The organism is Pseudoalteromonas sp. JC3 (genome assembly GCF_030291895.1).
Lineage (GTDB): Bacteria > Pseudomonadota > Gammaproteobacteria > Enterobacterales > Alteromonadaceae > Pseudoalteromonas.
Genome location: NZ_CP127856.1, coordinates 766,868 through 782,021, shown reverse-complemented (window position 1 = coordinate 782,021; position 15,154 = coordinate 766,868). Strand labels below are relative to the sequence as shown.

Genomic DNA, 15,154 nt, shown 5'->3' with positions numbered 1-15,154 from the left:
CATGGCACAGGTAAAGACCCCCCTAAATAAGAAACAGCTGTTAAAACATGTACAAGCGTTTGTGCAAACACCGCTTGAAGACAAGCTAGATGCCAACCTTATTGAACTTGGCTTAGACTCAATGCATATGATGCGTTTGGTCAATCAGTGGCGAAAACAAGGCGCAAAAGTGACCTTTTCAAAACTGATTGAACAACCAGTTCTTAGCGACTGGATAACACTTTTATGTACGCAAATTGATACTGATGTCGAAGTTACTGAAGCCCCTAAACTACCCGATATAGATCCCTACGCAGAGTTTGAGCTCACTGACGTGCAATATGCCTATTGGATTGGTCGCCAAGATGAGCAAGAGCTTGGTGGCGTCGGTTGTCACGCCTATCTGGAAATAGACAATCAAGACATCGATCCAATTAGGCTCGAACAAGCTTGGCATGCACTTTATCACTATCATCCCATGCTACGTGCGCAGTTTACTGAATCTGGTACCCAGCAAGTGCATTCACAGCTTCCCACTCCGGGGCTTGCAATTAACGACTTTAGGTCACTAACTCTTGATGAGGCAACTAAAGCGGCAGAACAAATCCGCAGCCGTCTATCACACCGAAAATTAGGTATTGAGTATGGTCAAACCCTTGGGCTGGAATTGAGTTTACTTCCCGAAGGAAAATGTCGGATCCACTTTGATGTAGACCTACTGATCGCTGACGTGCAGAGCTTAAATATCTTATTAAAAGATCTCGCGGTGCTTTATCATGGCGGTACACTCAACACGGATCCACACTGGAGCTTCGCAAAGTATCTAGCGTTTGAAAATGCACAAAATAAAGATAAGTTTGAAGCAGACAAAGCTTATTGGCAAACGCGTTTAGCAACTCTACCTTCGGGCCCACAGCTTCCCCTTCGTTGCGACCCTCGAGCGATCACTCGACCAACATTTTCTCGCCGTTTGCACACCTTGAGCCAGTACCAGTGGAAGACGCTTAAAAATACCGCACAACAGCATCAAGTGACGCCCGCTATGTTGCTCGTCACTAGTTATGCGTACGTACTTGCCAAATTTAGTACCGAGCAGAAATTCACACTGAACTTACCACTTTTTGATCGCAAGACTCAGCACCCAGGCATTGAAAACGTGGTTGCCGACTTCACCAATCTATTGCTTTTAGATTGTGATTTTAGTGAAGCTAAAGGTTTTATTGATCATACAAAAGCAATACAAAGCCAATTTCACCAAAACGTTGCACACAGTGATTATTCCGCAGTGCAAATCCAACGCGATTTAGTAAAACACGGTTATGCACAGGGTGTGAGCGCACCTATCGTATTTGCCTGTAACTTAGGCACCCCACTTCTGTCGCAACAAGACACGGTATTGGGTCAATTTAACTATATGATCTCGCAGACGCCGCAAGTGTGGTTAGACCATCAAGTGTATGAAGTTGATGAAGGTTTGATGCTGGCATGGGATGCTGTGGATGAGATTTTCCCAGAGTCGCTAATTGATTCCATGTTTGCAAGCTATGTTGCATTACTTGAAAACCTAGCGGCAAATAGCAGCGCATGGCACGCATTACATCTTATTGACCTGCCAGAGTATCAGCAAATCCAACGCAAAGCAGCCAATAACACCGATGCACCTTATACCCCACATACATTGCATGAAGCATTTTTTAGAGGTGCTCAGGTACACCCAGATAAGACTGCATTAATATTCAACACCGAACGGTTAAGCTATCGCACCGTCGCTGAAAAAGCGCTACGCATAGCCGCTTATTTGAAGCAACAAGGGCTGAATGGTGCAGAACCTGTAGCCGTAACATTACCCAGAAGCGCTGAGCAGATCATAGCGATACTTGGAGTACTGGCAGCCGGTGGCTGTTATGTGCCTATAGGACCTCACCAGCCTCAATCACGGCGAGAAAAGATCCATCGAACCGCAGAGGTCAAGCTAGCAATTGCTATTGGTGACGATCCAGAACATGACCCAGCAGTAAAATGTATTGATATTCAACAAGCGCTTTTAGCTGAGCCACTTGAATCAGCTGTTATCACAGACCCTGCAAATCCCGCCTATATCATATTCACCTCGGGCTCTACAGGTGAACCCAAAGGGGTTGAAATGAGTCATCAGGCCACTGCCAATACCATTTATCAGCTCAATAAAGACTATCAAATTGGCCAAGATAGCTGTGCGCTCGGGGTTTCAGCGCTTGATTTTGACCTTTCTGTATATGATATTTTTGGTTTGTTAAGTGTTGGCGGACAGCTAGTCGTTATTGATGAGCAGCAGCGCCGTGATGCACAAGCATGGCTTGAGCTGGTACATCAACACAAGGTAACTATTTGGAACTCTGTTCCGATATTGCTAGATATGCTTTTGACCACGGCGGAACAAGATAGCCGCCAACTGCACTTTGAGCAGGTGATGTTGTCTGGTGATTGGATAGGCTTAGACCTTCCTCCTCGGCTACAACATATCAGCGCCACCAATCCACCTATTATTGCAATGGGTGGCGCAACAGAAGCAGCTATTTGGTCAAACCGATGTGAAGTTCGCTCACCACTGCCACTGCATTGGCATTCAATCCCATACGGTAAACCTCTGCCAAACCAAAAATATCGCGTTGTTGATAAGCACGGTCAAGATTGCCCAGACTGGGTTCCTGGTGAGCTGTGGATTGGCGGTATTGGTCTAGCAACTTGTTATCGTGGTGATAGCATACAAACGGCAGCACGCTTCGTTGAGCAACATGGCGAGCGTTGGTATCGTACTGGCGACCAAGGTCGTTACTGGCCTGATGGCAACCTCGAGTTTTTAGGACGCATCGATCATCAAGTCAAAATACGCGGGCATCGTATTGAGTTGGGTGAAATTGATACAGCCCTTGCCAATATTAATGGTGTTCAGCGCGCTGTTACCGTGACCATTGGCGAGCCTAAAAGCCTAGCGAGTGTTGTGGTCTTAGCTGCTCAAAACACGTTAGATAACGCTGCCATACAACGCCAATTACACAAGCTACTGCCAGATTATATGGTGCCAAGCCATATCGAATTTGCACCGCAGCTGCCACTCAGTAGCAATGGTAAAATAGACCGAAAAGCACTTGTCAACCAGCTGGCTGCCACGCAGCAGCAGTGTGCGTTGAGTTTAACCGCGCCGCAAACAGACAACGAAAAATGCCTTGCCAATATATGGCGGTCTATACTGGGGGTTGAGCAAATCGGTCAGCAAAGCCATTTCTTCGAGTTAGGTGGAGATAGCTTAATTGCGACTCAGCTTATTGCAAAGCTCAAACAACAAGGTTTGGCATCTCCAAAACCACTGCCCGACTTATTCTCATCTCCTCAATTAAGCGCCTACGCAGCGCGTTTAGAAAGCATCGCGCCGATAACAAAACTCGAAATAGTGGCAGATCTAGATAATCGTTATGCACCATTCTCTCTCACCGAGGTACAACGTGCTTATTGGATGGGCCAAACACCGGGATTGCCGCTTAACTGCAGCACTTTGTATTTGCTAGAGTTGGAGGGAGAAAATGTCGATATTCAACGTATGGCAAAAGCTTGGGACCAACTGGTTGAGCACCATGAGATGCTGCGAGCAGTGATCACATCAGATGGTCAGCAACAACTGCTGTCTCATTTACCTGCGGTGTCTATTGCACAAGTGAGCTTGAAATCAGAAACCAATAATCACGCCAATGCTGCTCGGGATCATCTCCACCAGTTTTGGCGTAGAGTTTGTGAACAGGCGCTACAAAGCCACGACCAAAATGAGTCAGTGACGTTACCTAATCACCGTATTTGCGCCGTAAATTATGGTACTAATAAGACCCGTTTAGGGATCATTTTTGATTACTTAACGCTCGATGGATTTAGTATTAAATTGCTGCTAGATCAGCTTGCAAGCCTTTATAACGATCCCGCTTATCACTTGCCTGAGATTAATGTTTCGTTTAGAGACTACGTGATCCAAGTGCAACACAATGATGCAGAGCGTATAGCTGCACAAGCATACTGGCGAGAACAGATTAATACCTTACCACCTGCGCCACAATTACCACTGGCACAAGACCCACAAAATATTACTAAACCTGAATTTGTGCGCCGCGAAGCACAACTAGATGCGACTACTTGGCAAGCACTTAAAAATAAAGCGAGATCCTATGGCATTACCCCTTCAGTACTACTATTAACGGCCTACAGCAATGTGCTGAGACGCTGGAGCGAAGGTGATCACACGCTCAATTTAACCCTGTTTGACCGCCAAGACGTGCACGAGGATATCAATAAAGTGTTTGGTGACTTCACCACATTAGCCCCCATCGCATTTCGTAAAAATGTTGGTAACTCATTATTGGTACAAGCACAGGAAGCGCAGCTGCAAATTGCACAGGCCATTGAACACAAAGCAATTTCATCCATTTGGATCCAGCGCGAACAAGCTCGCCATAGCACACTCACATCAGCAGCGCTGCCTGTGGTATTTACCAGCACCTTGGGTCTTGGTGGCGGCTTGTTTGAAAACTCAAACGGCGATTTCCCCAAGATTGTACCTGGAGGTTTATCACAAACACCGCAAGTTTGGCTCGACCATCAATTATACGAATTTGATGGTTCACTTATTCTATCTTGGGATGCGGTGGATGCACTTTTCCCAGCCGGTATGATTGATGACATGTTCAACAGCTATGTTGGTGCGCTTGAAAAGCTGTGTCATAGCAGTTGGGAAGAGGAGATGTCCTTACCATTACCTGATGCACAAGCGCATACACGTCTCGCGGTAAATCACACCGGACGCCCACAAACACCACGCACTTTGCACCATGCTATTTTTGCGCACGCACAGCAAAACCCCGGCGACACGGCACTAGTATTTGAAAACTCGCATGTCAGTTATGCACAGCTATGTGAGCAAGCGCTCTGTATTGCAGCGCTATTGCAGCAACATCAGCTCGAACTAGCAGAACCTGTTGCAGTCACTTTGCCACGTGGCATAGATCAAATTGCGGCTATTTTGGGAGTTATGGCTGCGGGCGGCTGTTACGTGCCAATCGGGATCCATCAGCCTGCGAGTCGTCAGGCAAAAATACATCGTATAGCAGGGATCCGATTAGTGCTTACTGACAGTGATCACTTAGAAGTCGAATCCATCGAGTCAGTGATAAGGTTGGACGTGGCTACAGCAAGTACACCACAAGCAATGCCTATAGAAGTATCACCAGAACAACCTGCATACATTATTTTTACCTCGGGCTCGACTGGTGAACCAAAAGGGGTGGAAATGTGCCATCAGGCAACCGCAAACACCATAGATCAAATCAATCAACTCTATAAAATTGATAAACATAGCTGTGTATTAGCAGTGTCTGCAGTGGATTTCGACTTGTCGGTATACGATATCTTTGGCTTACTCGGTGTGGGGGGCCAAGTTGTGTTGCTCAGTGATGAAAACCGCCGCGATGCCAGCGAATGGTTACAGCTCGTGCACCAACATAATATCACTGTCTGGAACTCTGTACCCGTCCTGCTGGATATGTTGCTCATCGTTGCAGAGCAAGATGACAGGCAACTGCCTTTCAAACAAGTGATGTTGTCAGGTGATTGGATTGGCCTAGATATTCCACCGCGTTTACAAGCCAAAAACAAAGCCGAAGTTCCACTTATCGCTATGGGTGGCGCAACAGAAGCAGCTATTTGGTCGAATTTCTGTGAGGTAAAGGGCGACATTCCAGCTCACTGGAACTCCATTCCTTACGGTAAACCACTACCGAACCAAACCTACCGTGTCGTCGATGCCTACGGACGCGACTGCCCAGATTGGGTTGCAGGTGAGCTATGGATAGGTGGTGCAGGCCTTGCTAGTGCGTATCGGGGAGATCAAAAGCTCACAGCTGAGCGCTTTGTCAACCACGAAGGTACTCGTTGGTATCGTACCGGCGATAGAGGTAGATACTGGCCAGATGGCAACCTTGAGTTCTTAGGGCGTATAGATCACCAAGTGAAAGTACGCGGTCATCGTATTGAACTGGGTGAAATTGATACGGCTCTCGCCCGTATTAAAGGCATTTCTCGTGGAGTGGCATTAACCATTGGCGAGCCTAAAATGTTGGTTGCTGCACTGGTAATGGATGAAAGCACAGAACTGGCTCTCGATGCAGTAAAAACAGAACTTGCTCTTTCTTTGCCAGATTATATGGTACCGAGTCACTTCTTAGCCTTAAATGCACTGCCACTAAGCGCTAATGGGAAAGTAGATAGAAAACAACTTGCTACCCAGTTTGACGACCAACTTAGCGTTGAAGTGGCTGTAACAGCGCCACAAACAGATAACGAACTTCAAGTTGCACAGCTTTGGAAAGACTTACTTGGGGTTGCCAATGTTGGCCTAGAAAGCAGCTTTTTTGCACTCGGTGGCGATTCGCTGGTCGCGACCCAATTCCTAACTCAGCTCGCCCAACAAGGGTTGTCGACCAAGCAACCTTTACGCACTTTGTTTGCCAGCCCAACGCTTGGTGCATTTGCAGCAACACTTGAGATGCATGAAGCCACACAGTGCAAGCAAATTGTAGCTAGACCCGAACATCAGTTTGAACCATTTGCACTGACTGAAGTACAAAGTGCTTATTGGTTAGGCCAAACCCCGGGCTTCCCGCTTAATTGCGGCACTCACTACTTACTCGAACTCGATAGTTTAACGCTTGATACCGAGCGAATGATGCTCGCATGGAAAAAGCTGTATGCACGCCATGATATGTTGCGCGCCCAAGTGAGCGATAATAACCAACAGGTTGTGTTGCAGCAAAGCGGCATACCAAAATTGGATATCGATCCAATGACTTACACCTGTTTAGACCAAGCACGAACGCAAATTCACGCATGGTGGCAAACTAAAAATAGCCAACATTTACATGATGCGATAACGATTAAAGTTGCAAGGTATCAAGCGGGTGAAACTGAGCGTACGCGTCTTGCTTTGATGTTTAACTACATGACATTAGACGGCTATAGCATCATGCTGTTATTGCGCGAATTCGCTGCTTTATACCAAGCGCCAGATACTGAGCTAACGCCACTTTCCTCAACCTTTAGAGACTATGTCACCCAAGTTCAACATAGCCAGCAAGCCATAGATGAAGCCCAAGCATACTGGCAAGAACGTTTATCTACCTTGCCGGATGCTGCGGCACTACCACTGGCACAAGATCCACTGCAAATTGAACACAGCGAATTCTCTCGCCGCAGTGCAAGATTGCCAAAAGCCAAGTGGCAAGCCATTAAACAAGCGGCTCGCTCGCAAAATGTAACACCAAGTATTTTAGTGCTGAGTGCCTATGCGGAAGTACTCAGTCAGTACAGTGGTGGCCATCCACATACCTTAAATTTAACTCTATTTGATCGTCAAAATGTACATCCAGAAGTTGGCAGTATTGTTGGTGATTTTACGTCTCTGGCCCCCCTTGCTTACCACCCTGACGAGCACATCACAATTGCTCAACATGCAAAGCAACTACAAGAGCAACTTGCTGATGTACTTGATCACCGAGCAGTCTCATCTGTGTGGGTGCAAAGAGAGCGCAGCCGAACTATGGGGCGCACCGCAGCTGCATTGCCCATTGTCTTTACCAGTACATTAGGAATGGCTGACGACTTACTAGCAGACTCTTTCAATGAAGATTTACCACAATTTACCGATGGCGGATTGTCAGCAACCCCACAGGTTTGGCTTGATCATCAAATGTATGAGTTCAGAGGTGAGCTAATTCTATCTTGGGATGCCGTCGATGCACTGTTTCCAGCTGAGTTGCTAGACAATATGTTTAGCCGTTTCTTAACATTACTGGACGAAGTATCTATTTCAACGGATACAGCATTTAGCCACGCATTACCCAAATCTCAACAGTTGGTGCGAGACCGAGTAAACAGCACCAACGCTGAACAAACGCCTCGTACTTTACACCAAGCGATGTTTGACTATGCCCGTCAGCACCCCGATACCGTTGCGCTGATAGCTGATGAGCAAATAGTAACCTATGGCCAATTGGCAGATAAAGCACTGCGTATCGCCCACTTACTTACTCAACGAGGATTATCGCTAAGTGAAGCGGTGGCAGTGAGCTTGCCAAGAGGGGTAGATCAGGTTGCTGCCGTATTTGGCATTATGGCCGCTGGAGGCTGCTATGTGCCAATTGGTATTCATCAACCCACCAGCCGTCAAGCGAAAATTCATCGCACTGCGGGGATCCGTTGGATACTTACGAACGAAGCACACATCAACCAAGACGTTGAGCAGGGTGTCACTCGCCTCAATGTAACGGATGCAGAGGACTTTACGCCACTGGCAACCCCCTTGACAGTAGCAACAGATGCACCCGCATATGTGATCTTTACCTCAGGTTCTACCGGTGAACCCAAAGGGGTCGAAATGTGTCATCAAGCGACTGCAAATACCATTGACCAGCTAAATCGACACTATGCTATCAACAGCAATAGCCGAGTACTTGCTGTTTCTGCATTGGATTTTGATCTCTCGGTATACGATCTATTTGGCTTGTTAAGCGTTGGCGGCAGTGTTGTATTACTCAATGAGGCAAGCCGTAGAGACGCAGCTACGTGGCTTGAACTAGTGCATCAACATCATGTCACTACTTGGAATTCAGTGCCGATATTGCTCGACATGCTACTGGTCGTTGCTGAAAACGATGCACGCCCACTGCCATTTTCGCAAGTGATGCTATCGGGTGATTGGATTGGCCTAGATTTACCGCCAAGATTACAAGCCAAGACTCACTCACAGATCCCATTAATTGCCATGGGTGGTGCCACTGAAGCAGCCATTTGGTCAAACAGCTGTGAGGTAAAAGGTGAGTTGCCTGAACATTGGTCATCTATTCCATACGGTAAACCGCTCCCGAACCAAACATATCGTGTGGTAGACCCATGTGGCCGTGATTGTCCAGATTGGGTTGCAGGTGAACTGTGGATCGGCGGTATGGGCCTTGCCACTGCCTATCGAGGAGACAAAAAACTTACAGCTCAGCGCTTTGTGATGGCTGATGGTAAGCGTTGGTACCGCACGGGTGACCGCGGTCGTTACTGGCCGGATGGCAACCTCGAGTTCTTAGGCCGAATTGATCACCAAGTTAAGGTTCGCGGACATCGCATTGAGCTTGGTGAAATCGACGCCGCCTTGGCTCAGGTTAAAGGCTTAAGTCGCGGTGTTGCACTAACGATTGGTGAGCCGAAAAAGCTCGTTGCCGCCTTTGTTAAGGAAGCCCAAGCCACGCTAGATACACAGGTAATTACTGCACAACTGGAACAGCAACTTCCAGAATACATGGTGCCCAGCCATTTATTAGAACTTGAGACATTACCGCTAAGCGCCAACGGTAAAATTGACCGAAAGCAATTGCTCAATGAATTTATGGCATTGGAGCTAAAGCAAGCTGAGTTCGAGGCGCCTGAAGGTGAGCTTGAAGAACAGCTTGCAAAAATCTGGCAATCACTTTTAAAACGCCCTCAGCTCTCTCGCCACGACGACTTTTTTGCCATAGGTGGTGATAGCTTGAGCGCAACACAGCTTATCCAAACACTGCAACAACAACACATTATTCCAACATCTGTGTCACTTACAGCACTATTTAGCGCCCCAAGTATTGCCAGCTTCGCTAATGCCATAACACAAGCTTGGCGTGACCTAAGCGGCACAACCTCTGACACAGATGAACTATTTGAAGAGGGTACATTATGACAATCGCCAGTATTATCGCTGACTTCGAAAGCCGCGGCGTTTACCTGTGGGCCGATCAAGGCAACTTAAAATTTAAGGCCCCTGCTGGAGTAATGACAGCGGCACTAAAAACACAATTACAAGACAACAAAGCAGCGCTTATCGACTATTTAAGCGACCCTGTAATGGCAGCTATAGAGCCTAATTATGCAGACCGCTATCAGCCGTTTCCACTAACCGATTTACAGGTCGCTTACTTAGTTGGCCGTAACAATGCCGTTGAGTATGGTGGTGTTGGCTGTCATAGTTACATTGAGTTGGACCTACCGAATATTGATGCAAAACGCCTGCAAACGGCTTGGCACAAGTTAGTTGAGCGCCACGATATGCTACGCGCTATTATCAACCTTGATGGTACTCAACAAATTATCGCACAGGTTACGCCAAAAGCGATCCGCGTGCATGAATTTGCAGCGTTTGACCAGCAAACTCGTCAGCAAAAACTATTAGGCCTGCGTGAACAGTTGGCTCACCGCCACTATCAACCGGATAAATGGCCACAATATGACTTACACCTTAGCCAAACCGGTGAAGGGTCAATTCTACATTTTTCTATCGACTTGCTTATCGCCGATTTTGCTAGCATTCAAATTATGCTCGCCGAACTCGGTGAATTATATAACCATCCAGAGCGTGCTCTTGCGCCTCTGGGGGTTTCGTACAGAGATATTGTTATCGCACGCAAAGCCTTGTTAGAACATCCTAAAACAGCACAGCGCTATGAACAGCACAAAGCCTATTGGCTAGAACGCATTAAAACGCTGCCAGCCCCTCCCGAGCTACCAAGAGCAAAAAGTACAAGCAACGAGGAAAGCGTCGCGTTTTCTCGCTTACATTTTAAGTTAGACCCCACCCTTTGGCAGCGCCTTGGCGAACGAGCGGCAAGGCATAAACTAACACCTTCTAGCCTTGTATTAGCCGCATTTACAGAGGTAATTGGACGCTGGTCTCGCCATCCTAATTTTTGTTTAAACCTCACTATGTTGAATCGCGCCAATGTGCACCCAGATGTCCGTGGCGTGGTTGGCGACTTTATCGCAGTAAACGTGTTAGGGGTATCGCCAGATCCGCAAGCGGGTTTCGCCAAGCGGGCAAGTCAGTTACAGCAACAACTTTGGCGTGATTTGGAACACAGCGACTTTACTGGCGTTGAAGTATTACGAGCTATGAACCAAATACAGCAAAGCAATACCATAGTACCAATTGTCTACACTAGCACCCTTGGTTTGTCAGGTGATGAGTTAGACAGCAACCAATTTATGCATGATGCACAGTTGCGTTACGGAATTACTCAAACGCCGCAAGTCTGGCTTGATTGTCAAGCAACGGAGCGCAGTGGAGAGCTGATCGTAGATTGGGATATCCGCCAAGGGATTTTCCAAGCCGGTGTGATTGAGCAAGCACATCAAGCATTTTGTGAACTATTACACGAGCTGGCTAATAATGAAGCACTATGGCAGTCCACCAGCCCGGTGAGTTTGCCAAAGCAAACGCAACTACACATCACCGCGCTAAACGACACCAAAACAGAACAAGCTAAAGGATATTTGCACTCTGGATTTGCACGACATGTTCTAGATACCCCTGATCAAATTGCGGTGATCGACCAAAACGGCGAAATGAGTTACCAACAACTTGCACAGTTGGCACTTCAAATCAGGCTCACCTTTGTCGACTCGGTAAAACCGAACGACCATATTGCAATCGTATCAGACAAAAGCACACAACAAATTGCAGCAGTGTTTGCTGTATTGTTTGCCGATTGTGTGTATGTACCTATTGAGGCAAAACACCCGCTTGCTCGTCAGCAATCAATCATCGCTAACTCAGGTGCCAAAATCGTACTCACAGAGTTGCAATATGCTAACCTAGACTTTGGCTCTGATGTCACTGTTATTGCATTTGATCAATTACTACCGGCTATTCCGCAGCAGGACCTTCAAGGTTTATTGGAAATATTCACGCAACGTCGACAGCAGCAAATTTTTGTCGAAGCGCCAGCTTATGTAATATACACCTCCGGTACGACAGGTCAGCCAAAAGGGGTGCAGCTATCGCACGGCGCAGCACTGAATACCGTGCTGGAAATTAATCGCCTGTATGATATCAACCCGAAAGATAAAACCTTAGGACTGGTGAGCTACGGCTTTGATCTCTCAGTTTGGGATATCTTTGGTACACTCTCAGCAGGGGCGACTTTGGTATTACCAGCTCAAGAGCTGCGAGGAGATCCAAACCACTGGCATCAAGTGATAGCCAAGCATCAGGTCAGTCTGTGGAATTCGGTGCCTGCGCAAATGCAAATGCTGATGACCAGTTTGCCATGGGCGGAAGATCAGACGCTCAGTACACTTAGGCTGGCCATGCTTTCTGGCGATTGGATCCCTGTCCAACTTGCAAAGCAAGTAATCCAACAACTGCCTCATATTGACCTGAACAGCCAAGGTGGCCCTACAGAAACTGCGATTTGGTGTGTCCAGCACACTGTCAAAGACATCGCGGATGATGCTGCTTCAGTACCCTATGGTAAGCCACTAGCAAACCACCAAATTCACATTTTAAATGACCGACTAGAGCCTTGCCCAACTTGGGTCACCGGCGAAATGTATATTGCAGGTGATGGTTTGGCATTAGGGTATTTAAACGATAAACAAAAAACTGCTGAGCTATTTATTAAACATCCACAAACAGGTGAAAGGCTTTATCGCTCTGGCGATTTAGGCTGCATTATGGATGACGGCATCATTGCCATTCAAGGGCGCGAAGATGGCCAAGTCAAAATCAATGGTCATCGTATTGAGTTGGGTGAAATAGAGTCAACTATTGCCGCACACCCAGCTGTAAAAGACGTCGCGGTGGTCAATCTATCTACTGATGGTAACTTAGCTGCGGCACTGGTTGTCAAAGAAGTAACCGATAGCGAAATCATGTTCAGTGAGTTGGGCACCTTACTTAATGACAAGTTGCCTAAATACATGTTACCGACGCATTTCTTTACCTTAGACACACTTCCTCTTAGTCAAAACAGTAAAGTTGATAGAAAACAGCTTAAAGTACAACTGACGCAATTACAGCAGCAACTGACAACACAATATGAAGCACCATTTGACAATCATGTTGAGCAAACCGTGGCGCAAATCTGGCGTGATTTACTCAACGTGACGGAGGTATCGCGTCACGATGACTTTTTCCAACTTGGTGGTACCAGCTTAAATGCCATCAACCTGCTAAGCGCATTTCTAGCAGCAGGCTTTGATGCAGATATTGACCTGATTTTCAATCATGCCGTATTCAGCGAAATGTCCGAAGCACTGGCAAAAGCAAATGAAGCAAAACAAGCATGGCTTGAGAGTATTGATTTAAACAGCATGGCTACTGAAGCACTCGAAGGCCTTGCAGATGCCCTACCGTATGATTCGAATTCCGAACCAAAAACCCTATTTTTGACTGGCAGCACGGGGTATTTGGGTAGCTATGTTTTGCGCGAAATATTGGATACTACGGATTATCGTATTCTATGCTTGATGCGCTGTGATGATATTCAGCATGGATTCTCACGCTTAGAGCAGGCCGCTGCAGAAAAAGGCCTGCCTACAGCTATACCTCACGAGCGTATTCAGATAATCAGCGGTACGATGTCCGAGCCTTACTTTGGTTTAAGCAATACAGACTATCAAGCTCTAAGTGCACAAGTGGATGTGATAGTTCACAATGCATCGATCATTAACCTCATGGATCCGCTTTCTGCTCTTTACCCAACCAACGTCGAAGGCGCCCGTGAAATTATCCGCTTAGCAAGCTCGCATCAAGTGAAGCCAGTGCATTATATTTCTACTATCGGAGTACACCACGCGTTACCAAGTGATGTACCTCAGCCTGTGGTAGAACATACCCAAGTGGTGCCATGGCGTGAAGTGGAGTTAACGTATGAGCAGTCAAAAATTATGGCTGAAACCTTATTTACTGAAGCGAGAAGACACGGCGTACCAGTCAATATTTTACGTCCCGGAACCATCACTTGGGCAACCACAGAAACACCCTTTATTAATGATGATGCATTCTTAAAATTTTATCGTGCTTGCTTGAATATTCACGCCTATCCTGCGTCCGAGCTGGCGGTAAACATTGTTCCCGTAGACTATGTGGCAACCTGCATCACGGCCATAGTGAAAGGTGCGACGGGCCAAAACAGTAACTTCCACTTAGTGTCAGACCAAAGTACCGATGTTGCACAGATCTATAATTGGTTTAACGAACTCGGTTGCGATATTCAACCACTTGATTTTATAACATGGAAAGACAAACTCAATGACAACTTTGTGCGCAGCTTTGTTGAGCTTTACTTCAAGCAAGGTATGGACTCAGGTGGTCACCACCAATACGCCACAGATAACCTAAAATCCATATTGGCCCAATTCAGTCTCCCAAACTTTGCGGTCAGCCGCGATTACCTAAAGCCACTTACACAGAAGTACAACAATGCTTAATACCACATACACCAACAACAGTGCGTGTTACCGCATTTTTAAAGCACGCCCCAATGCCGCTAAACGGTTAATCATTTTGCCTCATGCAGGGGGCAGTGCAAGCTACTTTCGTCACTGGGCTAATATCGCCGACTCAGATTTAGAAGTCGTGGTTGTACAATATCCAGGTCGTGAAAACCGCATGGCTGAGCCTTTGATTTCGGACATGGATCGTTTGGTCGGCAACTTGGCCACAGGTCTTAAAGCAATACTCAACAAGCCTTATATCTTGTTTGGACATAGTATGGGCGGCGGTATCGCTTACGAACTTGCCAAGCGCATTCAGGCCTATCGCTATCCGCCTCCAACTCAACTGGTGGTGTCTGCTGTTGAAGGACCTAGTTGCCACCATGCGACCGAAGTACACAAAGCCCCCGATGAAGTCATGCTTAATGAGCTTAAACGTCTCAATGGTACGGAGATTGATCTCAATGCCCTTCCAGAGCTACTAGAGATGATGTTGCCGTTGCTGCGCAATGATTACCAGTTAATTGAGACTTATCAACCAAACCTCAATGCACCAAAATTGCAGCTTCCAATCTCCGTGATGCTCGGGTCAACTGATACCGAGCTCACCTACGAAGAAGCCCAAGCCTGGCAACAAGTGAGTAGTCAGCCCATCAACATTAAGGTCTACGAAGGTGGCCATTTCTACTTAGCCAATCATGTTGAGGCTATTTTGACCCATTTGGGCACGCTGTTCCCTGTACAAAAAACATGGTTGTGTGCACCTTAGTAATCAATCCCCCTTGAGGATAAAGTTTGTTCAAACTAGGAGCTGCCCCCCAGCTCCTTCTTCCAGCGCTGTTAAAAATTATCTCTTTTGGGGATTACA

3 protein-coding genes are annotated in these 15,154 nt (G+C 46.8%); all 3 read left to right on the top strand.

What is annotated here, in order from left to right; all coding sequences use genetic code 11:
- The first annotated feature begins 1 nt into the window (after position 1).
- The 3 genes from QSH61_RS22035 to QSH61_RS22025 are packed head-to-tail and all read left to right on the top strand — an operon-like array spanning position 2 to position 15,055.
- On the top strand, positions 2–9,754 hold the full coding sequence (locus tag QSH61_RS22035; protein ID WP_206471752.1) for a non-ribosomal peptide synthetase: 9,753 nt from the start codon (positions 2–4) through the stop codon (positions 9,752–9,754).
- A complete protein-coding gene (locus QSH61_RS22030; protein ID WP_206471751.1) occupies positions 9,751–14,280 on the top strand; it encodes a non-ribosomal peptide synthetase in 4,530 nt (1,509 codons plus the stop codon). Before QSH61_RS22035 ends, QSH61_RS22030 begins: the two co-directional genes overlap by 4 nt.
- Positions 14,273–15,055 (top strand): thioesterase II family protein, encoded by a 783-nt coding sequence (locus tag QSH61_RS22025; protein WP_206471750.1) that lies wholly within the window; start codon positions 14,273–14,275, stop codon positions 15,053–15,055. Before QSH61_RS22030 ends, QSH61_RS22025 begins: the two co-directional genes overlap by 8 nt.
- The last annotated feature ends 99 nt before the right edge of the window (positions 15,056–15,154 follow it).